Consider the following 24,903-nt stretch of genomic DNA (forward strand, 5'->3'; position numbering starts at 1 on the left):
CGCCCCTCCCTTTTTCCGGTGCTGAAAAGTATAGGAAGCGCGGCCGCCGCCGGCCATGGACGGGATTGGCGACTATTTGGACAAATCACGTCCGTGCGTGGCCTCGCCCCGCTGGGCCGGGTTCTCGCGGCCGCCGGCCTGGCCGCGGTAGGCGCTGGGCGTCACGCCGCGCAACTGGCGGAAACGCCGGGCGAAGTAGGCCTCGTCGGGAAAGCCCACGCTGGCCGCGATCTCGGCGATCGGGCGCGGCGACCCCGCCAGCATCCGGCACGCGAGGTCCATGCGCTGGTCGGCCAGGATCTCGGTGAAGGTCCTGCCGGTCTCCCGCTTGAGCAGGTGCGCCAGGTAGTGGGTCGACAGATAGGCGGCGGCCGCCGCGTCCGCCAGCGTGATGGGCTCGGCCAGGTGCTCGCGCATGAAGCGGCTCACGCGCGCCAGCGATGCCCGGCGGCTGCCCTGCAGCATCGAGGTCCGGGCCAGGGCCTGGAGATCGTCCTGGTGCCGGCGGCACACCAGGCCGATCAGGCGGAACAGGTCGGCGCGGATGAACTCGGCGGCATAGAAACCGCCCCCGCCGTGCTCGGCCTGCATGCGCAGGCACAAGCGGCGCACCTCGGCCAGTTCGTCGGCGCCGAGTTCGAAATCCAGGTGTTCCTGGTACAGGAAGGGCGCGAGTTCGGGCATCTCGTCGACGGCAACGTCCTCCAATTCCAGCAGGTCGATGCGCGACTCCGGCCGCAGGAAATCGCGACGGAAATTGATGACGAAGAACTCCGCCGGTTCGACGTGCCGGATGCAATGCACGCGCAGCGGCATGATGAAGCTGAGCGTGCCCGGCAGGATGGGCCGGACCGTCGCGCCCAGCACATGCTCGGTGCGGCCTGCCAGGTTCACATAGATCTGGAAATACTCGTGCTTGTGCAGCGGCGGCTGCCCGACCGAGGTGGCCTGGTCGCGGATCCAGAACGCGGTATGCGGAAGGTATTCGCTGGTGCGGTTGATCGGCGCCTCAGGCATCGCGTCGGTGCTCCCGGTTGCCGGCGCGGGCTATTCCCTGGGCGGGGCCGTGCGGCGCCGGAAGTCGCGCAGCCGGAAGCCCAGCAGGAACAACACGCCGAAATAGACCACGGCGGCGCCGCCTATCACGCCCAGCAGCAACGCCACCCGCAGCCAGGCGTGGGCCTGCAGCCCCAGCCAGTCCACGCGCTGCTCGGCCAGCCACAGCGTCAGGCCCATGGCCGCCAGCGCCGCCACCAGCCTGGCCAGGAAGCCGCCCCACCCGGCCGCCGGCCGGTAGACGCCGCGGCGGCGCAGTCCGGTCAGCAGGGCCAGCGCGTTGATGCAGGCCCCCAGGCCGATGGACAGCGCCAGCCCGGCATGATGCAGCCACGGCACGAACACCAGGTTCAGGCATTGCGTGGCCACCAGCACCACCAGCGCGATCTTGACCGGCGTGCGGATATCTTGCCTGGCGTAGAAGCCGGGCGCCAGGATTTTCACGGACAGGAGCCCGATCAGGCCCACCGCGTAAGCCACCACCGCCATCCGGGTCTGGGAGACGTCGGCGGCGGTGAAGGCGCCGTAGTGGAACAGCGTGCTGACCAGGGCCTCGGACATCAGCGCCATCCCCACGCAGGCGGGCAGGCCCAGCAGCAGCGTCAGGCGCAGCCCCCAGTCCAGCAGCGCGCTGTATTCCTCGGCGTGGCCGGCGGCATGCGCCTGCGACAGGTTGGGCAGCAGCACGGTACTGAGCGCGATGCCCAGCAGCGCGGTCGGGAATTCCATCAGCCGGTCGGCGAAGGACAGCCAGGTGACGCTGCCCGGCGCCAGCCAGGTCGCGATGTTGGTATTGATCAGCAGCGATACCTGGGCCACCGAGACGCCCACGATGGCCGGCAGCATCTGCCGCAGGATGCGCCGCACGTAGGGGTCCGCCCAGGCCGCGCGCAGCCCGAGCCCGATGCGGGGGCACAGGCCCAGCCGCGCCAGGGCGGCGAACTGCACCGCCAGTTGCGCCACCCCGCCGGCCATCACGCCTACCGCCAGGGCGTAAAGCGGCACCTCCAGGTGTGGGGCCAGCCACAGGCTGGCGGCGATCATGGACAGGTTCAGCAGCACCGGGGTGAACGCCGGCACGCCGAAATGCCGCCAGGTATTGAGCACGCCCGAGGCAAAGGCCACCAGGGACATGCACAATATGTAGGGGAACATGACGCGGGTCATCCAGACCGCCGCCTGGAAATCGGCCGCGCGCTCCGCGCCCCGCAGCCCGCTGCCCATCGCGCTGACCACCCAGGGCGCCGCGATCACGCCGACCGCGGTCACCGCCATCAGCGCGAAGGTCAGCAGCGAGGCGACGTGGTCCAGCAGGCGGCGGGTGTCCTCGGGCGCATGCCGGTTCCGGGCCTCCCCCAGGATGGGCACGAAGGCCTGCGAGAACGCGCCCTCGGCGAACAGCCGCCGCAGCAGGTTGGGAATGCGGAAGGCCACCCAGAACGCATCGGTCAGGCTGCCGGCGCCGAAGGCCCGGGCGATCAGTACGTCGCGCACGAGGCCGGTAATGCGGGACAACAGGGTATAACTACTGATGGTGGCCGCGGCGCGCAGCAAATTCATGGATGACCTTGTACGCGGGGCGCCGCGCGAGTATGGTTGCCTTGCTCGTGGTTTTACGGGGACCCGGCCACGAAGCATTTGATTTTACGGCCATTTGGGGCTATAGTCTCTGGCTTTGCGAAGCTCCTGCCGCCGCGTATAGCATATATAGCAAGTCGTGACTTCGCCCTACCAGATACGGAATTTTCATGGCTAATACCGCCCAAGCACGCAAGCGCGCCCGCCAAGCAGTGGTCCGCAACAAGCACAACTCCAGCCTGCGTTCGATGCTGCGCACGTCGATCAAGCGCGTGCGCCAGGCCGTCGAAGCCGGCGACAAGACCGCCGCCACGGAAGTGCTGCAGAAAGCCACCAGCGTCATCGACCGCGTCGCGGACAAGAAGATCATTCACAAGAACAAGGCCGCTCGCCACAAGAGCCGCCTGGCCGCCGCCGTCAAGGCCCTGGCCTGATCTGATTCCGCTGCGCGGCCTGGCGCCGCGCGCGAGCAACGAAAGCCAGCTTGGCAGGATACCCTCCCGCCAAGCTGGCTTTCGTTCGTCCATACATTTCATGACAAGAGCCCGCCCCAACCCGGGGATCAGGCTAGATCAGCCCTTCAAGGCTGCTTCGGCTTGCCCGGCGCGTCGGGAATCAGGCAGGCCTCGACCGTGCGCAAATCGTTGTCGCGCGCGAAATCGTTGACGAACTGCCAGGCCAGGGGCTCGAGCGCCCGCAGCCGCTCGTCGACCACCACGCATTTGACGCCGTCGATGAAGGTGGGCACGACATAGGGGGAATAGGTAAAGGGGCTCGCCACGCTCCCCTTGGGCCGAAAGGGCGACATGACCCCGGCCAGGCGCTCGGCCCAATCGCTGGGGCGGAACTTGCTGCCACCGGAAGTGATACCCTGGATAATGAACTGCCTGACGCTTTCAGCCATCGTCGTTGTCTGCGGAAGGAGTCCGCGGTGAGGGGTCTCGTGAACCCGTTGGATCTTGAGCCCGGCCTGTCGCACACAGGCGCTGCATGCGCCGGCCGGACCGCCCCGCGCGGCGGCGCGGGACTCGACGCGGGCCAGGCAAGACCCGATAGGGCCCGGCAGGACTCGCGACGGGCGGGGTTACGCCCCGCCAGAGAAGCTCGGCATTGTAGCTTATCGACCCACCCGGCCTCCACCCTCACGCTGAACGGCGCGAAAGCGCACGGCACGATTTCCGTCACCCCCAAACCATGACCGCCCACACCACCAAAACCCTCTTTCTTCCCGGTGCCGGAGGAAGCGCCTCGTTCTGGAAACCGGTCGCCGACCGCCTCGGGCGGGACGGGACCCTGCTGGCATGGCCGGGACTGGGAAACGAGCCCGCCCACCCCGACGTGAACGGGATCGACGACCTCGTGCACCTGGCGTTGCGCCACATGACCGAACCGGTCGACATCGTCGCGCAATCCATGGGCGGCCTGGTCGCGATCCGCCTGGCGCTCGCGGCGCCCTCTCGGGTCAACCGCCTGGTTCTGGCCGCCACCTCGGGCGGCATCCCTGTCGCGGACCTTGGCGGAGCCGATTGGCGCACCGACTATTTCCTGGCCTACCCCGGGGCGGCCCGATGGATCGCCGACCCACCGGAGGACCTGTCGGCGCACATCCCGTCGATCGCGGCCCCCACCCTCCTGCTCTGGGGCGACCGGGATCCCGTCAGCCCCCTGGCCGTCGGGCAGCGCCTGGCCTCGCTGCTCCGCCATGCACGGCTGCAGGTCGTTCCCGGCGGAAATCACGATCTGGCGCAGACTCACGCCACCTTCGTCGCCGACGCGATCGCGCACCATCTGGCCCCCGCCGCCTGTAACAATGCCTCGGGTATCATTGATCCTTTCCGCGAAACGAGCCGATGAGTCGATGGCCCGCGGCGCCATGGCGCCGCCCGCCGATTCGGCAACTCTCTGTCAGAGGCGTCGTATGAACGCAACTCCCCAGCAAAACTCGAAGACCAATCCTCCCCTGCGCCATTTCCTCCAGTTCAACGACCTCACGCGCGAGGAAATCGAATACCTGTTCAGCCGCGCCGCGCTGATCAAGCGCAAGTTCAAGAACTACGAGCCGCATTTCACCCTGAGCGACCGCACCCTCGCCATGGTGTTCGAGAAGGCCAGCACCCGCACCCGTGTATCGTTCGAAGCCGGCATGTACCAGATGGGCGGCTCGGTCATCCACCTGACCACGGGTGATTCCCAGCTCGGCCGCTCCGAGCCGGTCGAGGATTCGGCGCAGGTCATCTCCCGTATGGTCGACCTGGTCATGATCCGCACCTTCGAACAGACCAAGATCGAGCGCTTCGCCGCCTATTCGCGCGTGCCCATCATCAACGGCCTGACCAACGAGTTCCACCCCTGCCAGATCCTGGCGGACATCTTCACCTACATCGAGCATTGCGGCTCGATCCAGGGCAAGACCGTAGCCTGGGTGGGCGACTCCAACAACATGTGCAACACCTGGCTGCAGGCGGCCGAGCTGCTGGACTTCAACCTCCACGTCTCGACCCCGCCCGGCTACGAACTCGAGCCCGAACGCGCGGGCGTCATCGACGCCGAGCGGCTCAAGCAGTTCGCCGATCCCATGGAAGCCTGCAAGGGCGCCCACCTGGTCACTACCGACGTCTGGACCAGCATGGGTTTCGAGGCCGAGAACGAGGAACGCCGCGCCGCCTTCGCCGACTGGTGCGTCGACGGCGACATGATGGCCGTGGCCGACCCCGGCGCGGTCTTCATGCACTGCCTGCCCGCCCACCGCGGCGAGGAAGTCACCGCCGACGTCATCGACGGCCCCCAGAGCGTGGTCTGGGACGAAGCCGAGAACCGCATGCACGTCCAGAAGGCCCTGATGGAATTTCTCCTTCTAGGCCGGCTATAGCCCCCCCTACGCGCTTACGCGCGCCCCCAGGGGCGATGCGGGTGGACCGGCGGAGCCGGATCCACCGCATCCTGGGTCTAGTACCGGCTCTTTGGGTTGCGCACCCAGGCTTCGCTGGCTGCCAGCGGTAGCAACGGTGTGGCGTACCAAGAAACAGGCACTAGGCCCAGGGCGCCGCGGATCCTTTGCCGGTCCGCCAGCGCCGCCCCCTTGAGGGGGCCCGCGAAGCGGGTAGGGGGTGGTACAATCACAGATCGTCCCTGTTAGGCCGGGGGGCGATTGCACGATCCCGCGCATATGGCACGGAGCGCCCCCTGGGTGCGCCCCCATATCCGGTGACCTGACCGGCCAGAAAGCTGCACCGCCCAAGCGCGGGCCGTCCATGCCCTGGGAACATCAATGAGCGAAGTAAAGAAGGTCGTACTTGCCTACTCGGGCGGTCTTGACACATCCGTGATCCTGAAATGGCTTCAGGACACATATCAGTGCGAAATCGTCACTTTCACCGCCGACATCGGCCAGGGTGAAGAGCTCGAACCGGCACGCGCCAAGGCCCTGAAGTTCGGCATCAAGCCGGAAAACATCTACATCGACGACCTGCGCGAGGAATTCGTCCGCGACTTCGTCTTCCCGATGTTCCGCGCCAACACCATCTACGAAGGCGAGTACCTGCTGGGCACCTCCATCGCCCGCCCGCTGATCGCCAAGCGCCAGATCGAGATCGCGCGCGAGGTCAAGGCCGACTCCGTCTCCCATGGCGCCACCGGCAAAGGCAACGACCAGGTCCGCTTCGAACTGGGCTACTACGCGCTGGAACCGGGCATCAAGGTCGTCGCCCCGTGGCGCGAATGGGACCTGCTCTCGCGCGAGAAGCTGCTGGCCTACGCCGAGAAGGCGGGCATCCCCATCGAGATGAAGCACAAGCAGGGCGGCGCGCCCTACTCGATGGACGCCAACCTGCTGCACATCAGCTACGAAGGCCGCCACCTGGAAGACCCCAAGGCCGAGGCCGAGGAATCCATGTGGCGCTGGACCGTGGCCCCGGAAGCCGCGCCCGATGCCCCCGAATACCTGGACGTCGAATTCGAGCACGGCGACATCGTCGCCCTGAACGGCAAGCGGATGACGCCCGCCGAAGTGCTGACCGAGCTGAACAAGCTGGGCGGCAAGCACGGCATCGGACGCCTGGACCTGGTGGAAAACCGCTATGTCGGCATGAAGTCCCGCGGCTGCTACGAAACCCCGGGGGGCACCATCATGCTGCGCGCCCACCGCGCGATCGAATCCATCACGCTGGACCGCGAAGTCGCCCACCTCAAGGACGACCTGATGCCGCGCTACGCCAGCCTGATCTACAACGGCTACTGGTGGAGCCCCGAGCGCAAGGCGCTGCAGGTGCTGATCGACCATACCCAGCAGGCCGTGAACGGATGGGTGCGCCTGAAGCTGTACAAGGGCAACGTCTACACCATTGCCCGCGACTCGAAGAACACGCTGTTCGACCAGACCATCGCGACCTTCGACGACGACGGCGGCGCCTACGACCAGGCGGATGCCGGCGGCTTCATCAAGCTGAACGCCCTGCGCATGCGCATCGCGGAAAACGCCCGTCGCAAGCGCGGATGAACCAACCGTCCGAACCTGTGCCCAGCACCAGCCCGGAGACGGGCTGGCGTTGACCTACCGTCGGCGGCCCTCGGGCCGCCGATTTGTTTTTCGAGCGCCATGAACGAGAACACCCATCCGCCCCTGGCCATCATCCAGACCGGGCTCCCGCCCGAACCGGTGTCCAACCGGCACGGCACCTTCAGCTGCATGATCCGCGAAGCGGCCGGGCTGCGCGCCGGGGACATCGAGATCGTGGCCGTGCACCAGGGAGCCCAGTTGCGGCCCCCTTCGAGCTATCGCGCCGCCATCATCACCGGTTCGCCCGCCATGGTCACCGACCTGGCCGACTGGAGCGAACGCACGGCCGACTGGATACGGCGGGCGGTGGACCTGGGCCTGCCCATCCTGGGCATCTGCTACGGACACCAGTTGCTGGCCCACGCGCTGGGCGGCCGGGTCGATTTCCATCCACGCGGCCGTGAAGTGGGTACCCAGACGGTCGAACTGCTGCCCGCCGCCGGCGACGTTCCCCTGCTGGCGGGGCTGCCCTCGCACTTTCCGGCGCACCTGATCCACCAGCAGAGCGTGATGGAGGTACCGGCCGGCGCCACCGTGCTCGCGCGCTCCGACCACGACGCGCACCAGATCGTGCAATACGGCGATGGCGTGATTTCCAGCCAGTACCATCCGGAGTTCTGCCCCGACATCATGGGGACCTATCTCACGCATTTCGGCCCCAGGCTGGGCGAGGAAGGCTTCGACGTCCAGGCGCTGAGCACCCGCCTGCGGCCCGCGCCCGAGGCCCGCGAACTGCTGCTGCGCTTCGTCCGGCAGCACGCCGCGTTGCGGGAAGCCGCCTAGGAATCGATGCCCGGCACCACGACCGGCTCGATCTCCAGCTCCAGGCCGTAGCGTTCGCGCACGTCGTGCCGCACGGCCTGCGCCAGCGCCAGCACGTCGCCCGATTGCGCGCCGCCATGATTGACCAGCACCAGCGCCTGGCGCTCGTGCACCCCCACCGGCCCCATGCGGCGCCCTTTCCAGCCGCATTGGTCGATCAGCCACCCGGCGGCCAGCTTGTAGCCGCCGTCCTCTTGCGGATACGCCACCAGGCCGGGAAAGCGGGCATGCAGCCGCTCGTATTGCGCGGCCGGCACCACCGGATTCTTGAAGAAGCTGCCGGCATTGCCCAGCACGGCCGGGTCCGGCAGCTTGGCGCGCCGGATCGCGCAGACCGCCTCGAATACGTCGCGTGCCGTGGGCGAGCCCGCCAGGCTCTCGTGCCGCCGCAGATCGGGATAGTCCAGCACGGGCGTCCATTGCCGGGGCAGGCGCAGCCGCACGGCGGTGATGACCCAGCGTCCGGGTTCGCGTTTGAAGACGCTGTCCCGGTAGGCGAAGGCGCATTGCGCAGCGTCCATCTCCACCCAGGCGTCGCGCTGCAGGTCGTAGGCCGTCAGGCCGGCGAAGCGGTCGCGCAGTTCGACACCATAGGCACCTATGTTCTGCACCGGCGCCGCGCCGACGGTACCGGGAATGAGCGCGAGGTTTTCCAGCCCGCCCCAGCCCTGTTCGACACAATAGGTAACGAAGTCGTGCCAGATTTCGCCCGCCGCGGCTTCGACCACGCGGGACTCGTCGTCCTGGGCCAACAGCCGGATGCCGCGCAGCGCCATCCGCGCCACCAGGCCGCGCACCCGGGGCGGCAGGACCACGTTGCTGCCGCCGCCCAGCACCAGGAGCCCCGCACCGTCGGAACGCGCCAGGCAGGCCAGCGCCGGCAGCTCGTCGCGGCTGCTCAGCGTGACGCAGGCCGGCGCCGAACTGGCCAGCCCCAGGGTGTTGAGAGACGAAAGATCGCAGGCACCGGGCACGAGGCCCGTGCGAGCGCCGGAATCAGGAGCGACAGCCAATCTGGGCACCAGGCGGGACGAACAAGGGCGGCGGGACGGATTTCCCGCAGCCCCGCCATCTTACTTGACTACAATTCCCCTATTCCAAGATAGGCCGCAAGCCGCATGCAAGGAGCTCACCCATGCCTACATTCGATGTCGTCTGCAAACCCAATCTGGTCGAACTGCGCAATGCCGTCGAGCAGACCAACAAGGAAATCACCACCCGCTTCGACTTCAAGGGTTCGGATGCCCGCGTCGAACAGACCGACAAGGAACTCACGGCCTATGCCGACAGCGACTTCCAGTTGAACCAGGTGCGTGACGTGCTGCTGAACAAGATGACCAAACGCAGCGTGGACGTGCGATTCCTCGATCACGGCAAGGTCGAGAAGATGGGCGGCGACAAGGTCAAGCAGGTGCTGACGGTGCGCAACGGCGTGCCCCAGGACGCCGCCAAGAAGATCGTGGCCCTGATCAAGAACAGCAAGATGAAGGTCCAGTCCAGCATCCAGGGCGACACCGTGCGCGTGCAGGGCGCCAAGCGCGATGACCTGCAAAGCGCCATCGCGCTGCTGAAGAAGGACGTGACCGACCTGCCCCTGGGCTTCGAGAACTTCAGGGACTGAGCGGTCCTGCTCGCGTAACGATCATGGACGCCCCGCCGGGACTCAAAGCACGGGGCGTTTGAACAGCATGGCGGGGTCGAGTTCGAGCGCCTTGGCCAGCTTCTCGATGTTGTCGACCGAGATGTTGACACGTGCCCGCTCGACCTGACTGACGAAGGTCCGGTCGAGGTGGGCGGCAAACCCGAGCTGCTCCTGCGACATCTTCTGCGCGACCCGGAACGCTCGTACGTTGTAGCCGAGGATCTCGCGCAGCGTCGTCAAGGACGCCGACGGATTGGGGGATCTCAGAGGTGCGGGCATTGACGCATACTCCCCACGACAGCGCGTTATATCTACCGCTTTTACATCACTTTTACTGGACGCGATTGCAACGCTTCGCAAAGCGCTTCAGCAAAAGTAATTCTGCGCCTGTCGGGGAGCGGCACACATACGGGGCTAACCCTCGGTCATGCACGGCGCGCCTGAAGCGGGAAGCGGCTGCTTCCCGCATTCGGGTCAACTCACCTGATCGGGAAAACGCCCGCGCACGGACGCTTCAATGCCCGCGGCGTCGAGCCCCAGGCCCGCCAGCAGCGCGGCCTGGTCGCCGTGATCGATGAAGCGGTCGGGCAGGCCGAGCTGCATCACCGGCACGCTCACGCCGGCCTCGCTCAGCACCTCGCAGACGGCGCTGCCGGCGCCGCCCATGATGCTGCCCTCTTCCACCGTCACCAGCGCCGCGTGCCGCGCGGCCAGGTCCAGGATGAGTTCGCGGTCGATGGGCTTGACGAAGCGCATGTCCGCCACCGACGCATCCAGCGCCTGCCCCGCCTGCAAGGCGGGAACGGCCAGCGTGCCGAACGCGAGGATCGCGACGCCCGCCTTGCCGCCGGGCTGCGCGCGGCCGCTTTCGCGCCGCACGACACCCTTGCCCAGGGCCACGGCATCGAGATTCGCCGCCGGCGACGCCCCCCGGCCCGCGCCGCGCGGGTAGCGGACCGTGGCGGGTCCGGGATGCCGATAACAGGTCGATAGCAGCAGCCGGCATTCGGCCTCGTCCGACGGCGTGGCCACCACCATGTTGGGAATGCAGCGCACGAAGGCGATGTCGTAGTTGCCGGCATGTGTGGCGCCATCCGCGCCCACCAGTCCGGCGCGGTCCAGCGCGAAGGTCACGTCCAGGTCCTGGAGCGCGACGTCGTGGATCAACTGGTCGTAGCCCCGCTGCAGGAAGGTGGAATAGATGGCCACCACCGGCTTGAGCCCCTCGCAGGCCAGGCCGCCCGCGAAGGTCACCGCGTGCTGTTCGGCGATGCCCACGTCGAAATAGCGGTCGGGAAAGCGCCGCTCGAATTCGACCAGGCCGCTGCCTTCGCGCATGGCCGGCGTGATGCCGATCAGGCGCGTGTCCTCGGCCGCCATGTCGCACAGCCAGTCGCCGAACACCTGGGTGAAGGTCTTCTTGGGCGGCGTGGACGGCTTGCTGATGCCCACTGCGGGATCGAACTTGCCGGGTCCGTGGTACAGGACGGGATCGGCCTCGGCCAGCTTGTATCCCTGTCCCTTGCGGGTGACGACGTGCAGGAAGCGCGGGCCCGACAGCTTGCGCATGTTCTGCAGCGTGGGGATCAGCGAATCGAGGTCGTGTCCGTCGATGGGGCCGACATAGTTGAAGCCCAGTTCCTCGAACATCGTGGCGGGCGTGACCATGCCCTTGGCGTGTTCCTCGATGCGGCGGGCCAGTTCGAACACGGGCGGCACGTGCGACAGCACGGCCTTGCCCACGTTGCGCGCGGCGGCATAGAACCTGCCCGACATCAGGCGCGCGAGGTAGCGGTTCAGCGCACCGACCGGCGGCGAGATCGACATGTCGTTGTCGTTCAGGATCACCAGCAGGTCCACGTCGGGCATGACGCCGCCGTTGTTCAGCGCCTCGAAGGCCATGCCGGCGGACATCGCGCCATCGCCGATCACGGCGATATGCTTGCGGTCGATGCCGGCATAGCGGGCGGCCGCCGCCATGCCCAGCGCGGCCGAGATGGAGGTGGACGAATGCGCGGTGCCGAAGGCGTCGTAGTCGGATTCGCTGCGGCGGGGAAAGCCCGAGATGCCGCCCTGCTGCCGCAGCGTCGCCATGCCGGCGCGCCGGCCCGTCAGGATCTTGTGCGGATAGGTCTGGTGTCCCACGTCCCAGACGATGCGGTCGTCGGGCGTATCGAAGACATAGTGCAGCGCCAGGGTCAGTTCGACCGTGCCCAGGTTGGACGACAGGTGGCCGCCGGTGCGGGACACCGACTCCAGCACGAAGGCGCGCAGTTCATCGGCCAGCGCCGACAACTGGCAGCGGTCCAGTTTTTTCAGGTCGGCCGGAGATTCGATGCGGTCGAGCATATCGGTGGGCATGTTTCGGTATCTCCGTTCAGCGGTCGCGCAGCACGATGAAATCGGCCAGCGCAGCCAGGCGCGCACCGCCCGCGCCCAGCGGAGCGATGGCCTCGTGCGCGGCCTGGCGCAAACGCTCCGCCAGGGTCCGGGCCTCGTCCAGGCCCAGTATGGATACATAGGTGGGTTTGTCGGCGGCCGCATCCTTGCCGGCCGTCTTGCCCAGGCGCGTCGAGTCGGCCGTGACATCGAGGATGTCATCGACCACCTGGAACGCCAGCCCCACTGCCTGCGCATAGGCGTCGAGCGCCGCGCGCTGGGCCGAGCTCGCGCCCACCACGATGCCGCCCAGGGCGGCACTGGCGCGCAGCAGCGCTCCGGTCTTGAGCCGGTGCATGGCCTCGAGTTCGTCCCGCTGCAAGGGCTTGCCGACGCTGCCCAGGTCGATGGCCTGGCCGCCGGCCATGCCCACGCTGCCGGCCGCCGTCGCCAGCACCTGCACCGCCTGCACGGTCAGGCCAGGGGCAATCGGCATGCCCGCCAGGGCTTCGAAGGCCAGGGCCTGCAGGGCGTCGCCCACCAGCAGCGCGGTGGCCTGGCCGAACTCCACGTGCACGGTCGGACGGCCGCGGCGCAGGACGTCGTCGTCCATGCACGGCATGTCGTCATGCACCAGGGAGTAGGCGTGGATCAGTTCGACCGCGGCGGCGGCGGCGTCCAGCGCCGCCTCGCTGCCGGCGCCGGATGCCGCGCAGGCTTCGCCCGCGGCATAGGTCAACATGGGGCGCACGCGCTTGCCGCCGCCCAGCACCGCATAGCGCATGGCGCCATGCAGCGTGCGCGGCTCGGCGTCCTGGGGGGGCAACAAGCGCGCCAACGCCTGTTCGGCGCGCACCCCGCACGCCGCCATCCAGGCGGAAAACTCTTCGCGACTGCCAGCCATCAACTCAGTCCCCGGCCTCTTCGAAAGGACGCAGCAATTCTCCCTCGAGGACCCGGACCTGCTGCTCGGCGCGCGCCAGCCTGTCCTGGCAGACCCGCACGAGGTCGACGCCGCGCCGGTAGGCGGCCAGCGAGGACTCCAGCGGCATGGAACCATCCTCCATCATCGCCACCAGCGCCTCGAGCTCGCCCAGCGCGGCCTCGAAGTCCTGAGGCAGGGCCTGCGCGGGGGCGTCGCCCTGCGCATCGGGAACATTCACGAATTTGTCGGCCAATCAAGCCTCCTGGATCTCGTCACGGCATCGAACCCGGAATTGTACGGGATGACGGGATTCCACCCCCGCTACAGGGCGGGCCGGGCCGGGGCGGCGGCGGGGACTTCTCGGGCCGTCCGGGGTACAATAGCCGGCTTGATCGGGCAGATCATTTTCTTCGCGCCAGTACCATCTGCGAAGTCCAAACACCGCTCCAGGTCGCGTAAGGGGTGGTTTCGCAGCGAGGGGGACTGGCTTCACAACTCTCGCGGAGGGAAGTCATGACCGATATCGGTCGCGTGGCACACGTGGCGGCGAGCCGAGCGCAGCTCCCAGTCAGTGCCTATTTCGATGAAGCGCGCTTCGCGCGCGAAATGCAAAACGTCTTTGGCCAGGCCCCGATGTACGTGGGCCACCAGAAAGGCGTCCCCGAAGTCGGGGACTACCGTACCCTGATACAGGAAAACGACGGCCGGGTGCTGGTGCGCAACCACGCCGGCGTCGAGCTGCTGTCCAACGTATGCCGTCACCGGCAGGCGCTGATGCTGGGCAAGTACCAGCCTGGCGGCGAACGGCAGGCCGCGCACTGCAGCGGCAACCTGGGCCGCCCGGGCAACATCGTCTGCCCGCTGCACCGCTGGACCTACGACGCCCGCGGCAAGCTGATCGGCGCCCCGCTGTTCAGCGAAACACCGGGCCTCGACCTGCAACGCTTCAAGCTGCAGGAATGGAACGGCTCGCTGTTCGAATCGCCTCGCGCGGGCGGCCGCCAGATCGCCACCGAGCTTGCCGCCCTGGACGGCAGGCCCGAGTTCGACTTCAGCGACTACGTCCTGGACCGGGTGCAGGTACACCAGTGCAACTACAACTGGAAGACGTTCATCGAGGTCTACCTCGAGGACTACCACGTCGGCCCGTTCCACCCCGGCCTGGGCCGCTTCGTCACCTGCGATGACCTGAGCTGGGAATTCGGCGACTACTACAGCCTGCAACGGGTGGGCGTGCACAACGCGCTGGCGCACCCCGGCTCGGGCGTCTACCAGCGCTGGCACGATGCCCTGCTGGCCTACCGCAATGGCAGCGCGCCGGAATTCGGGGCGATCTGGGTCACCCATTTTCCGACCCACATGATCGAGCTGTATCCGCACACGCTGGTCTTGTCGACGCTCTACCCCAAGAGCCCACAGGAAACGGTCAATATCGTCGAGTTCTATTATCCCGAGGAAATCGTCCATTTCGAACGGGATTTTGTCGAGGCCCAGCAGGCGGCCTATATGGAAACCGCCGTCGAGGACGACGAGATCGCGGAACGCATGGATGCCGGCCGCAAGGCATTGATGGAGCGCGGCGCCAACGAGGCCGGCCCCTACCAATCCCCCATGGAGGACGGCATGCAGCACTTCCACGAGTGGTATCGGAAGGTAATGGACGAACCGGAAAATATGTGAAGACGTAACTTTTGTCCGACTGCCCATCAAAGCGCCCTTCACGGGCGCTTTTCTTTTTTTCAATCGCCGCAAGCCCCCGTCGCTCATGACGGGTTTGAAGGCGCTACCCACCGATCTGTAATAAATACACGGCCACTCGACGGCATGCGCATCATTACAAATATATACACTGCCGCCTTGTCAACAGGGGAGCCGGCGCGTAGCTTTTAAAACGAAAGCCGGGCCCGGATGCATATAGGCCGGATTTTCGCCATAGCAAGAAAAGACGGGAGAAAAGCATGCTGCATTATGCAGTCGTATTTTTCGTCATCGCCATCATCGCGGCGGTTTTGGGATTCGGCGGCATCGCTGCCGGCGCCGCGTCGATCGCGAAGATATTGTTCTTCATTTTCATCGTGCTTGCGGTCCTGTCGCTGCTGAGCGGCCTGTTCCGAAAATGATTCACGCCCAAGGAGAAAAATCATGAACGTTCGTACCCTGCTCGTCGCCGGCATCATAGGCACCGCCACGGTCATGGGCGGCTGCACGGCAACCCGCACCCAGCAATCCGCGGGCGAATATACCAGCGACGCCGCCATTACCGCCAAGGTCAAGGCGGCCCTGGTCGCGGCCAAGGATGTCAGCGCCGTCGACGTCAACGTCGAAACCTTCCGCCGCACCGTTCAGCTCTCCGGCTTCGTCAACTCCCAAGCCGAAGCCTCCCGTGCCGTGGAAGTCGCCCGGGGCGTCGAAGGCGTCCAAAGCGTCCGCAACGACCTGCGGGTGAAGAACAGTCCTCGATAGAGGCCCCTGTGCGCTGACGCGCACGCAATAAAAAACGGCTTCGCTCAAACAAGCGAAGCCGTTTTCTCATTCCAACCAGCGACCAGCCAAAACGCCCCCCTGAGGGGGCGCCCACAGGGCGTAGGGGGCCCTCTACTAGCCTTTTGCGTTCATCAGGGCGCGGATGCGCTGCTCGATGGGCGGGTGAGACGCGAACAAGGCGCCGAAGCCCTTGGCCGCGCCGGCGATGCCGGACGCCTCGAAGCTCTTGGGCAGGTCGCCCGGTTCCATGCCGCCCAGGCGGGCCAGGGCGCGGATCATCGGTTCACGCGAACCCAGCAGGTAGGCCGAGCCGGCGTCGGCGCGGTATTCGCGCAGGCGCGAGAACCAGGCGACGATGATGGAGGCCAGGATGCCGAACACGAGTTCACAGACGATGACGGTGGCGAAATAGCCGATGCCGCCGCTGCGTTCGTTCTTGAGCACCATCTGGTCGACCACGTAGCCGACCACGCGCGCCAGGAACACCACGAAGGTGTTGACCACGCCCTGGATCAAGGTCAACGTGATCATGTCGCCGTTGGCGATGTGGGCCACTTCGTGTCCCAGCACCGCGCTGACTTCTTCCTCGGTCATGCCCCGCAAGAGGCCGGTGGAGACCGCGACCAGCGCGTCGTTCTTGAAGGCGCCGGTGGCGAAGGCGTTGGGCTCGCCCTCGTAGATGGCGACCTCGGGGCGGCCGATGCCCGCGCGGTCGGCCAGTTGGTGCACGGTGTCGACCAGCCACTGTTCCTCGGCCCCGTTGGGCGCGTTGGGGTCGATGACCCGGGCGCCGGTACTCCACTTGGCCATCGGCTTGCTCATCAGGAGCGAGATGATGGAGCCGGTGAAGCCGACGACGAGCGAGAAGATGGCCAGCGCCTGGATGTCCAGGCCGTTCGCGGTCAGAAAACGGTTGACGCCGAGCAGACTCAGCGTCGCCGTCAGGACCAGCATGACCGCGACGTTGGTCGCCAGAAATAGCACGATGCGTTTCATGAGGGCAGGAAGCTCCGAAAACCTTTGATGTTTTTTCCGGGGGTGGGTTTTCCCCTCGGCCACCGGGAACCGCCCCGCGCGGCGCCGAATGTGACGGCAACAGGCATCGGGAAGTTCCCTCCGGCCGCCGCAGAACGGCGAGAGGGACGATACCCGTTTCCCGGTTGGGGCTATATGGTAGCCGGGACGATGATTTCAAGGTGAATACTGGGGTTAACCCCAGCAGTTACAATCGAGGCCACCTCATCGCCGCCCGCCCTCCATGCAAGCCCTCTGGATGCTTTTCGCCTCGCTGATGTTCGCGATCATGGCCATGTTCGTGAAATTCGCCTCCGAGGAGGCCAGCCTGGGGCAGATCATCCTGTTCCGCGGGCTGCCCACGGCGGCGGGCATCCTGGCCTGGGCCTGGGCCACCCGGCGCGTCGTGATCCCGCCGACCTGGCGGCTGCACATCATGCGCAATATCGCCGGGGTGGGGTCGATCTGGCTGTCGTTCTTCGCCATGGGCCGGCTGCCGCTGGCGACCGCGATCACCCTGAACTACACCTCGCCGCTGTTCATCGCCGGCTGGATGATCTGGCGCCAGCACGACCTGACCGACCGGCTGCGCACGCTGGCGGTCGTCATCGGCTTCATCGGCGTGATCGCGATCCTGCGACCCACACTGGACCACTCGCAGTGGCTGGCGGCGCTGCTGGGCCTGACCGCCGGCAGCCTGACCGCGATCGCCGTGATGCAGGTGCGCTCACTGGGCCAGTCCGGCGAACCCGAATGGCGCATCGTGCTGTTCTTCGCGCTCTCGTCCTGCCTGACCGGCGGCGTCGCCACCTCGCTCACCGGCTGGCAACCGCCCTCGCTCTATGGCTGGTTCACCCTGCTGGGCGTCGGGATCAGCGGCCTGCTGGGCCAGTTCGCGATGACGCGCGCGTTCAGCCGCGGCTCGGCCGCCCTGTCCTCGGTGCTCCAGTACAGCACCATCCCGTTCTCGGTCCTGCTCGGCTACCTGTTCTGGGACGACCATCCCGACATGCTGGGCTGGGCCGGCATGGTGCTGATCGCGGCGGCGGGCCTGGTCTCGACCTGGCGCACGCTGGCGCTGGCCCGGCGGGCCTGAGCCCGCGGTCGACCGCACCGAACTCTTCCCGCCGGCCATGCTGGGTTGCAGCAAAACGCCGCCGGGTTCACACTTGATGCGTTAACCGCCGTCCTTCCCTCCCCCATGTCCCTGAAGCTGTCCGTCCTCGACCTGAGCCCCATCCCCGCCGGCTACACGCCCACCGATGCCTTGTCCAACAGCGTGGACCTCGCGCGCCAGGCCGAGGCCGCGGGCTACCATCGCTACTGGCTGGCGGAGCACCACAACACGGGCATGCTGGCGTGCTCGGCGCCCGAACTGCTGATCTGCCGGATCGCCGGCGCCACCACCCGGCTGCGCGTGGGATCGGGGGGCATCATGCTGCCCAATCACAGCCCGCTGAAAGTGGCCGAGACCTTCCGCGTGCTGGAAGCGATGTTCCCGGGCCGGATCGACCTGGGCCTGGGACGCGCGCCCGGCACCGACCCCGTCACCGCCAGCGCGCTGCGCCGCGGCCATGCCGATGCCGATGAATTCCCGCAGCAACTGGCCGACCTGGTCGGCTATCTGAAGGACGTCATGCCGTCCGACCATCCCCATGCGCGGGTGCGCGCCACGCCCGTGGGCGTGCCCTGCCCGCCCATCTGGATACTCGGCTCGAGTCTGTTCGGCGCGCGCGTGGCCGCCGCCAACGGCTTCGGCTTCGCCTATGCCCATCACATCGTGCCCGAGAACGTCCATGCGGCGATGCGGCTCTATCGCGAGGAATTCCGCGCGTCGCCGTTCGGCCACGAGCCGCGCGCCATCCTGGCGGTGTCGGCCGTCTGCGCGCCCACCGCCGACGAAGCCGAGCGCCTGGCCTCCACCGCCGACCTCAGCATGATGCGCACGCGCAGCGGCCGCACCCGCACCCCGCTGCCCAGCGTCGAGGAGGCCCTGGCCTACGTCTACCAGCCCGACGAAGAGGCGCTGCGCCAGTACAACCGCACCCGCATCCACATCGGCACGCCCGAGGCGCTGGCCGATTCGATCGGCGCGCTGGCCCGGGCCACGCAGGCCGACGAGGTCATGGTCAACTCCCAGATCCACAGCCACGAGTACCGGGTCCGCAGCTACCAGTTGCTGGCCTCGGCGCTGATGGCCTGACCGCTTCCCCCCCACGCGCATACCAAGGGATCCAACATGCAGCTTCATGGAAAAGTCGCTCTCGTCACCGGCGCCGCCAGCGGCATCGGCAAGGAAATCGCCGATACGCTGGCCGCGGCGGGCGCCGCCGTCGCCATCGCGGACATCAACCTGAAGGCCGCCCAGGCGGTGGTGGACGAACTCAAGCTCAAGGGCTGCCAGGCGATGGCGGTGGACTTCGACGTGACCGACGAAGCGGCGGTCGAGCGCGGCACCCAACTGGTGGTCGACACCTTCGGCAGCGTGGACATCCTGGTGTCCAACGCCGGCATCCAGGTCGTCAATCCCATCGACCAGTTCGCGTACGCCGACTGGAAGAAGGTCATGGCCATCCACGTCGACGGCGCCTTCCTGACCACCAAGGCGGCCCTCAAGCACATGTACCGCGACGATCGCGGCGGCATCGTGATCTATACCGGATCGGTGCATTCGCACGAGGCCTCGCCGCTGAAGTCGGCCTACGTCACCGCCAAGCACGGCCTGCTCGGCCTGGCCCGCGTGCTGGCCAAGGAAGGCGCCCGGCACAACGTGCGCTCGCACGTGGTCTGCCCCGGCTTCGTGCGCACGCCGCTGGTGGAAAAGCAGATTCCCGAGCAGGCCCGCGAACTGGGCATCCCGGAAGACGAAGTGATCAAGAAGGTCATGCTGGGCAACACCGTGGACGGCGAATTCACCACGCTGCAGGACGTCGCGCAGACCGTGCTGTTCCTGGCCACCTTCCCCACGGCGGCCTTCACCGGACAATCGTTCGTCGTCAGCCACGGCTGGTATATGCACTAGAGATGGGAGCCCCCCCTACGCGCTTACGCGCGCCCCCCAGGGGGCGGCACTGGCGGACCGGCGGAGCCGGATCCGCGGTGCCCTGGGTCCGGAGACATCCGCTACGTGCGCCATGGGTGACTGAAATGACTCGTTCCATCCAATCGCGGCGCGGCGAACTCGGCTACGACACCGTCGCGCTCGTCCTGCAGGGAGGCGGCGCGCTGGGTTCCTACCAGGGTGGCGTCTACGAAGGCCTGGCCGAGGCCGGGCTGCATCCGGACTGGATCGCCGGCATTTCCATCGGCGCGATCAACGCCGCCGTCATCGCCGGCAATCCGCCCGAGCGCCGGGTCGAACAATTGCAGCGGTTCTGGGACCATATCTGCCGTCCGCCGCTCTTGCCGCCCACGCCGGTCGACGCGCTGCGCGATGCGCTGGCGCATCTTCCCGGTCCGGCCGGCGCCGCGCTCAGCGCCTGGGAGGCCTGGCGCGCGGTGCTGGAAGGACAGAACGGCTTCTTCGTGCCCAGGCTGGTGCCCTCATGGCCCACGCAGCACGATCCCGGCACCGCCAGCGTCTACGACAGCACGCCGCTCAAGCGCACGCTGGAAGAATTCGTCGACTTCGACCGGCTCAACAACGGCGGGACCCGCATCTCGGTGGGCGCCGTCAACGTCCGCACCGGCAACTTCGCCTATTTCGACAACACCACCCGGGTGCTGACGGCCGACCACATCATGGCCTCGGCCGCCCTGCCGCCCGGCTTCGCGCCGGTGCAGATCGACGGCGAATACTACTGGGACGGTGGCGTCGTCTCGAACACGCCGCTGCATCAGATCCTGCAATCGAGTCCGCGCCGCTATTCGCTGGTCTTCCAGGTCGACCTGTGGAGCGCGCACGGCCAGGTGCCGGGCAACCTGAGCGAAGTGCCCATCCGCCAGAAGGACATCCAGTATTCCAGCCGCACGCGCCTGGTGACCGACTACATGCGCGAGGTCCAGGAGTACCGCGGCCTGCTGCGCGAACTGCTCAAGCACATGCCGGCCGGGCACGGCCGCGAGCCGTGGATGAAGCGGGCGCGCGAGCTGGCCAGCGACCGGCGCATCAACGTGCTGCACCTGATCTACCGCGGCGAGAAATGCGAGGCGCCCTACAAGGACTACCAGTTCGGCCGGCTGAGCATGGAAGAACGCTGGAGCGGGGGCCTGGCGGACATACGCCGTACACTTGAACATCCGTCCTGGCTCGAGGTACCCAGCGCCGACCATCCGTTCGTCACACACGACGTGCACCGGCCCCCGGACGGCCGCTGAACGTCATGAACGCCTATCTCACGCTCTTCGATATCGCCGGTTTCGTGGCCCTGCTGCTGTGGGGCGTACACATGGTGCAGACCGGCATCCAGCGGGCCTTCGGTCCGCGCCTGCGCACCACCCTGGGCGTGGCGCTGGGCAATCGCGTCTACGCCTTCTTCGCCGGCCTGGGCGTGACGGCCGTCCTGCAAAGCAGTACCGCCACCGGCCTGATCGTGGCGGGCTTCGCCGCCAACGGCCTGGTGGGCCTGGTGCCCGCACTGGCCGCCATGCTGGGCGCCAACGTCGGCACCACCCTCATCGTCCAGGTACTGTCGTTCGACATCTCGCGCATCGCGCCCATCCTGGTGCTGATCGGCGTGGTCATGTTCCGACGCGGCAACGCCACGCACGTGCGCGACCTGGGGCGGGTCTTCATCGGCCTGGGCCTGCTGCTGCTGTCCCTGCACCTGCTGCTCGCACAGCTCGAGCCCTATCGCGACCTGCCCGCCTTGCGCTCGGCGCTGGAGGCCCTGTCGGGCCAGCCCGGGCTGGCGATCCTGCTGGCCGCCGTACTGGCCTGGGCCGCGCACTCCAGCGTGGCGATCGTGGTCCTGGTCATGTCCTTCTCGGCCCAGGGGCTGCTACCCATCAGCGTCGCCTTCGCGCTGGTGCTGGGCGCCAACCTGGGCACGGCGATCAATCCGCTGCTCGAAGGCTCCGCCAAGGACGACCCGCAGGCGCGCCGGCTACCCGTGGGCAACCTGCTGAACCGCGTCGTCGGGGTGCTGATCGGACTCGCCATGCTGCACCACATCCATCCCTGGATGTCGCAGCTGGCGGGCGACAACGCGCGCGCCGTGGCCAACTTCCACACGGTCTTCAACCTGGTGCTGGCCGCCCTATTCCTGCCGCTGCTGACGCCCTACGCCGCGCTGCTGCGCCGCTGGCTGCCGGCCAACCCCGCCGCCGATCCCGGGCAGCCCCTGTACCTGGACAGCGCCGCGCGCGACCTGCCGGTGGTGGCGCTGGGCAATGCGGCGCGCGAAGCGCTGCGCATGGCAGATACCTTGCAGACCATGCTGCACCACTCGCGCCAGGCGCTGGCCACCGGCGACCGCAAGCGCGTCGCGGAAGCGCGGCGCCTGGACGACGTGCTCGATCGCCTGAACGGCGCGATCAAGACCTACGTCGCGGGCCTGGACCCCGACGAACTGACGCGCGAAGACCGGCGCAGGGCCGATGAGATCCTGACCTTCATCACCAACCTGGAACATGCCGGCGACGTCGTCGACAAGAACCTGCTGAACGACATCAGCAAGCTGACCAAGCGAGGGCTCGCCTTCTCGCCCGAGGGGCGGCGCGAGCTGGACGACATGCATGGGCGGCTGGAAGCGAACCTGCGCCTGGCCGCCTCGCTGTTCGTGACGGCCGACGCGCGTGCCGCGCGGCTGCTCGCGGCCGAGAAGGAAACCTTCCGCGGCATGGAAGGCCAGGCCACGCAAACCCATTTCGAGCGCCTGCGCAGCGGCCGGGTCGACACCACCGAAACCAGCGCCCTGCACCTGGACGTGCTGCGCGACTTGCGCCGCATCAACAGCCATCTGGTGGCATCGGCGGCCTATGCCGCGCCGGAGGTGCTAAGCGCGCCCGGCGGCACGGCCCCGGTCACGGCCGGCGCCCCGGAAGCCGCCGGGACGCCGGAATGACGCTCAATGCGTGGGCCGCGAAGGCGGGGAAACGGGGTCGGCGGTAATGGCCGCCTCGGCCGATTGCCCCACCTCCGGCCCATGGGCGTGGCGGTGGAACACGGAATTGACGGCGTAGATCGCCAGCACGCCGGCCGCGATCAGCACGAACTGCGGCAGGCTCTCGCGCACCGTGGTGCGGCGCTGCATCTGCGGCATCAGGTCCGCCACCGCGATGTACAGGAAACTGCTGGCCGCCAGGGTCAGCACATACGGCACCCACTGCTTGGAGCCGGCCAGCAGGTAATAGCCCACCAGCCCGCCGGCGATGGCAGTCATGCTCGACAGCACGTTGAATAGCAGCGCCTTCTTGCGGGTGAAGCCGGCGTTGACCAGCACGATGAAATCGCCCAGTTCTTGCGGGATCTCGTGCGCGGCGATGGTCAGCGTGGTCAGCAGCCCCAGCATGGGGTCGGCCAGGAAGGCGGCGGCGATGACGATGCCGTCGCAGAAATTGTGCAGCCCGTCCCCCACCAGCACGGCCATCCCGCCGCGCCCCGCCTCGTGGGCATCATGCCCCGGCGGATGCCCGTGGCCATCGTGCTCGTGGTGATGGTTGTGCCGCAGGATCGCCAGCTTCTCGAGCATGAAGAAACCCAGCAGGCCCGCCAGCAGCAGCGCGAACAGCACGCGCGTGTCGGCCTCGGACTCGAACGCCTCGGGCAGCGTGTGCAGCAGCGCCACCGACAGCATGACCCCGACCGAAAAGCTGATCATCTGGTGAAGAAAGCGGGCGAAATACCGGAAGGCCAGCCAGCCGGCAACGACCACCGACAGGACTCCGCTCGCCAGCGTGGCGAGCAGGATGTAGGTTAAGGTCACGGGATGCTCGTGAAACTCAGTTGCAGAAACAGAAGTATACGTAACTTCCGGAGTTTTACGAACCGATGTCGTCGGCCAACAGCCGCGCCGTGCGGAACAGGCGTTCGCGCTTCAGGATGGCGGCTGGCGACTCCTCGCGCCCCAGGATCCGGGCATAGTCGGGCAGGCGCCGCAGCGCGGCCACGAGACCGGCCCGGTCGCCGTCCACCCAGGCCGCCAGTTGCCGGTCAGGATCCCTGACGGACACGTCCAGGCGCCGCAGTTCCGAACGGTTGAAATCCTTCAGGTTCCAGGTCAGCACGCATACCTCGGGGCGCACCGCCGAGGCGCCGCGGGCACGGCTGGCCAGCCCCGCGGCCACCACATGCCTATCCTTGGGATCGCTGTAGTGCAGGCCAACCTCGTAGGCCGAGACATCGCCGGCGTCGGCCTCGGGAAAGCGGCGGCCCATGGCCGCCCACTCCTCTTCCAGCAGCGCCGGCGCGACCTCCCAGATGCGAGCCGCGTTGCGCCGCCATTCCAGCCCGATGCGCTCGCTCCAGACCGGCCGGAACCAGCCGGACTGCGCCAGGTCCAGGAACAGCGGCCGCAGGATGCTGGACATCAGCACGCAGGCATCCAGGACCAGCCATAGCGGCGGGGGGTCCGCCACCGGCCGGGATATCGGAGGAACCGCGTTCACAGATGCCGCGCGAACCAGTCCCGGGCCAGCCGCCAGCCTTCCTTCGCTTGGGCTTCGCGGTAGCTTGGCCGGTAGTCGGCGTGGAATCCGTGGGGCGCGTCGCGAAACAGCACGAAGCTCGACTCGCGGGCGGCCCGGCCCCCCTTGGCCAGGGCATCCTTCATGGCGTTGAGGGAGGTGAGCGGAATGCCCGCATCCTGGCCGCCGTAAAGCCCCAGCACCGGCGCCTTCACCTGCGCGGCGATGTCGACGGGATTGAGCGGCTGCAAGGCGGTGGGATCGCCGACCAGCTTTCCGTACCAGGCAACGCCGGCCTTCACCGCGGGATTGTGGGCCGCGTACAGCCAGACGATGCGCCCGCCCCAGCAAAAACCCGTCACGCCCAGCCGGGAACGGCTGCCGCCATGCGCGGCGGCCCAGCGCGCGGTGGCGTCGAGATCGGCCAGGACCTGGTCGTCGGGCACCTTGCTGACCACTTCGGCGGACAGCCTGGCGATCTCGGTGTACTTGGACGGGTCGCCCTGGCGCGCATACAGCTCGGGCGCGACCGCCAGGTAGCCGGCCTTGGCCCAGCGGCGGCAGACATCGCGGATGTACTCGTGCACGCCGAAGATCTCCTGCACCACCAGCACCACCGGCGCGTTCTTCGTGCCGGCCGGCGCCGCCCGGTAGGCGGGGATCTCGCCGTCGCGCACGGGAATCCTGACCTCGCCCGCGACCAGGCCGTTCGTATCGGTGCGAACCACCGTCTGGGCCATGACGGGCCCCGCGGCCAGCGTGAAGCCGCCGGCCAGCGTGGTGGTAAGAAAGCCGCGCCGGTTCAGGCCGAGGGGCGGCAGGAGACTGTCGAATTCGGTACCCGGGCTATCCATGGAACCCTCCTTGGGGGCACGGCGGTTT

Annotated in this window: 26 protein-coding genes; 14 read left to right on the forward strand and 12 right to left on the reverse strand. The window is 67.5% G+C overall.

Annotated elements, in window-relative coordinates; all coding sequences use genetic code 11:
* Positions 1-72 precede the first annotated feature (72 nt).
* The gene (locus EGT29_RS18495) at positions 73-1,017 is read right to left on the reverse strand and encodes an AraC family transcriptional regulator (RefSeq protein WP_124690356.1); all 945 of its coding nucleotides are present in this window, start codon (positions 1,015-1,017) and stop codon (positions 73-75) included.
* 30 nt (positions 1,018-1,047) lie between these two features.
* Positions 1,048-2,616, reverse strand: a complete 1,569-nt coding sequence (gene murJ / locus EGT29_RS18500) for a murein biosynthesis integral membrane protein MurJ (RefSeq protein WP_124690357.1) — start codon at positions 2,614-2,616, stop codon at positions 1,048-1,050.
* 188 nt (positions 2,617-2,804) lie between these two features.
* Here murJ and rpsT point away from each other — a divergent pair, with 188 nt between their 5' ends.
* Positions 2,805-3,068, forward strand: a complete 264-nt coding sequence (gene rpsT / locus EGT29_RS18505; RefSeq protein ID WP_124690358.1) for a 30S ribosomal protein S20 — start codon at positions 2,805-2,807, stop codon at positions 3,066-3,068.
* A 146-nt stretch (positions 3,069-3,214) separates the two neighbouring features.
* Here the strand turns inward: rpsT and EGT29_RS18510 are convergent, their stop codons facing one another.
* Positions 3,215-3,538 (reverse strand): DUF3579 domain-containing protein, encoded by a 324-nt coding sequence (locus tag EGT29_RS18510; protein WP_124690359.1) that lies wholly within the window; start codon positions 3,536-3,538, stop codon positions 3,215-3,217.
* A gap of 290 nt (positions 3,539-3,828) precedes the next feature.
* Between EGT29_RS18510 and EGT29_RS18515 the strand changes: the two genes are divergently transcribed.
* From EGT29_RS18515 to EGT29_RS18530, 4 genes are all read left to right on the forward strand, one after another.
* Positions 3,829-4,488: an alpha/beta fold hydrolase gene (locus tag EGT29_RS18515; RefSeq protein WP_124690360.1), complete on the forward strand. Its 660-nt coding sequence runs from the start codon at positions 3,829-3,831 to the stop codon at positions 4,486-4,488.
* A 64-nt stretch (positions 4,489-4,552) separates the two neighbouring features.
* Entirely contained in the window at positions 4,553-5,503 is a 951-nt protein-coding gene (gene argF, locus EGT29_RS18520) for an ornithine carbamoyltransferase (RefSeq protein ID WP_124690361.1), read from the forward strand.
* Between the two features lie 399 nt (positions 5,504-5,902).
* A complete protein-coding gene (locus EGT29_RS18525; protein ID WP_124690362.1) occupies positions 5,903-7,129 on the forward strand; it encodes an argininosuccinate synthase in 1,227 nt (408 codons plus the stop codon).
* A gap of 99 nt (positions 7,130-7,228) precedes the next feature.
* Positions 7,229-7,972: a glutamine amidotransferase gene (locus EGT29_RS18530; RefSeq protein ID WP_124690363.1), complete on the forward strand. Its 744-nt coding sequence runs from the start codon at positions 7,229-7,231 to the stop codon at positions 7,970-7,972.
* On the opposite strand, the gene murB is transcribed toward EGT29_RS18530, so the two are convergent.
* On the reverse strand, positions 7,969-9,024 hold the full coding sequence (gene murB, locus EGT29_RS18535; protein ID WP_124690364.1) for a UDP-N-acetylmuramate dehydrogenase: 1,056 nt from the start codon (positions 9,022-9,024) through the stop codon (positions 7,969-7,971). The genes EGT29_RS18530 and murB overlap by 4 nt on opposite strands.
* 122 nt (positions 9,025-9,146) lie before the next feature.
* On the opposite strand from murB, the gene EGT29_RS18540 reads away from it, so the two are divergent.
* Positions 9,147-9,632, forward strand: a complete 486-nt coding sequence (locus EGT29_RS18540; RefSeq protein ID WP_124690365.1) for a YajQ family cyclic di-GMP-binding protein — start codon at positions 9,147-9,149, stop codon at positions 9,630-9,632.
* A gap of 42 nt (positions 9,633-9,674) precedes the next feature.
* On the opposite strand, the gene EGT29_RS18545 is transcribed toward EGT29_RS18540, so the two are convergent.
* The 4 genes from EGT29_RS18545 to EGT29_RS18560 form a co-directional block, all read right to left on the reverse strand.
* On the reverse strand, positions 9,675-9,932 hold the full coding sequence (locus tag EGT29_RS18545) for a helix-turn-helix domain-containing protein (protein ID WP_087780824.1): 258 nt from the start codon (positions 9,930-9,932) through the stop codon (positions 9,675-9,677).
* A 195-nt stretch (positions 9,933-10,127) separates the two neighbouring features.
* On the reverse strand, positions 10,128-12,014 hold the full coding sequence (gene dxs, locus EGT29_RS18550; RefSeq protein WP_124690366.1) for a 1-deoxy-D-xylulose-5-phosphate synthase: 1,887 nt from the start codon (positions 12,012-12,014) through the stop codon (positions 10,128-10,130).
* 16 nt (positions 12,015-12,030) lie between these two features.
* Entirely contained in the window at positions 12,031-12,903 is an 873-nt protein-coding gene (locus EGT29_RS18555; protein WP_238160473.1) for a polyprenyl synthetase family protein, read from the reverse strand.
* A 37-nt stretch (positions 12,904-12,940) separates the two neighbouring features.
* The gene (locus tag EGT29_RS18560) at positions 12,941-13,195 is read right to left on the reverse strand and encodes an exodeoxyribonuclease VII small subunit (protein ID WP_124692427.1); all 255 of its coding nucleotides are present in this window, start codon (positions 13,193-13,195) and stop codon (positions 12,941-12,943) included.
* Positions 13,196-13,470: 275 nt separating this feature from the next.
* Here EGT29_RS18560 and EGT29_RS18565 point away from each other — a divergent pair, with 275 nt between their 5' ends.
* The 3 genes from EGT29_RS18565 (at position 13,471) to EGT29_RS18575 (ending at position 15,420) form a co-directional block, all read left to right on the forward strand.
* Positions 13,471-14,637, forward strand: a complete 1,167-nt coding sequence (locus EGT29_RS18565) for an aromatic ring-hydroxylating dioxygenase subunit alpha (protein ID WP_124690368.1) — start codon at positions 13,471-13,473, stop codon at positions 14,635-14,637.
* Positions 14,638-14,915: 278 nt separating this feature from the next.
* Entirely contained in the window at positions 14,916-15,077 is a 162-nt protein-coding gene (locus EGT29_RS18570; protein ID WP_087780828.1) for a DUF1328 domain-containing protein, read from the forward strand.
* A 22-nt stretch (positions 15,078-15,099) separates the two neighbouring features.
* On the forward strand, positions 15,100-15,420 hold the full coding sequence (locus EGT29_RS18575; protein WP_124690369.1) for a BON domain-containing protein: 321 nt from the start codon (positions 15,100-15,102) through the stop codon (positions 15,418-15,420).
* 135 nt (positions 15,421-15,555) lie between these two features.
* Here EGT29_RS18575 and htpX read toward each other — a convergent pair whose 3' ends face one another.
* Positions 15,556-16,437, reverse strand: a complete 882-nt coding sequence (gene htpX / locus EGT29_RS18580) for a protease HtpX (protein WP_124690370.1) — start codon at positions 16,435-16,437, stop codon at positions 15,556-15,558.
* A 262-nt stretch (positions 16,438-16,699) separates the two neighbouring features.
* Here htpX and EGT29_RS18585 point away from each other — a divergent pair, with 262 nt between their 5' ends.
* From EGT29_RS18585 to EGT29_RS18605, 5 genes are all read left to right on the forward strand, one after another.
* Positions 16,700-17,551 carry a DMT family transporter gene (locus EGT29_RS18585; RefSeq protein ID WP_124690371.1) on the forward strand — a complete coding sequence of 284 codons (852 nt, stop codon included), beginning with the start codon at positions 16,700-16,702 and terminating at the stop codon, positions 17,549-17,551.
* 105 nt (positions 17,552-17,656) lie between these two features.
* A complete protein-coding gene (locus EGT29_RS18590; RefSeq protein ID WP_124690372.1) occupies positions 17,657-18,658 on the forward strand; it encodes an LLM class flavin-dependent oxidoreductase in 1,002 nt (333 codons plus the stop codon).
* A gap of 36 nt (positions 18,659-18,694) precedes the next feature.
* A complete protein-coding gene (locus tag EGT29_RS18595) occupies positions 18,695-19,477 on the forward strand; it encodes a 3-hydroxybutyrate dehydrogenase (protein WP_124690373.1) in 783 nt (260 codons plus the stop codon).
* Positions 19,478-19,602: 125 nt separating this feature from the next.
* On the forward strand, positions 19,603-20,772 hold the full coding sequence (locus EGT29_RS18600) for a patatin-like phospholipase family protein (RefSeq protein ID WP_238160091.1): 1,170 nt from the start codon (positions 19,603-19,605) through the stop codon (positions 20,770-20,772).
* A gap of 5 nt (positions 20,773-20,777) precedes the next feature.
* Positions 20,778-22,460, forward strand: a complete 1,683-nt coding sequence (locus tag EGT29_RS18605; protein ID WP_124690375.1) for a Na/Pi cotransporter family protein — start codon at positions 20,778-20,780, stop codon at positions 22,458-22,460.
* Between the two features lie 3 nt (positions 22,461-22,463).
* On the opposite strand, the gene EGT29_RS18610 is transcribed toward EGT29_RS18605, so the two are convergent.
* From EGT29_RS18610 to EGT29_RS18620, 3 genes are read right to left on the reverse strand one after another with little or no spacing between them, the layout of a single operon-like run.
* Entirely contained in the window at positions 22,464-23,321 is an 858-nt protein-coding gene (locus EGT29_RS18610; protein ID WP_124690376.1) for a ZIP family metal transporter, read from the reverse strand.
* A gap of 55 nt (positions 23,322-23,376) precedes the next feature.
* On the reverse strand, positions 23,377-23,973 hold the full coding sequence (locus EGT29_RS18615) for a PIN domain-containing protein (RefSeq protein ID WP_255465708.1): 597 nt from the start codon (positions 23,971-23,973) through the stop codon (positions 23,377-23,379).
* 26 nt (positions 23,974-23,999) lie between these two features.
* Positions 24,000-24,875, reverse strand: a complete 876-nt coding sequence (locus tag EGT29_RS18620) for a dienelactone hydrolase family protein (protein WP_124690377.1) — start codon at positions 24,873-24,875, stop codon at positions 24,000-24,002.
* Positions 24,876-24,903: the final 28 nt, after the last annotated feature.

This window comes from Pigmentiphaga sp. H8, assembly GCF_003854895.1.
In the GTDB taxonomy this organism is placed as follows: Bacteria; Pseudomonadota; Gammaproteobacteria; order Burkholderiales; family Burkholderiaceae_B; genus Pigmentiphaga.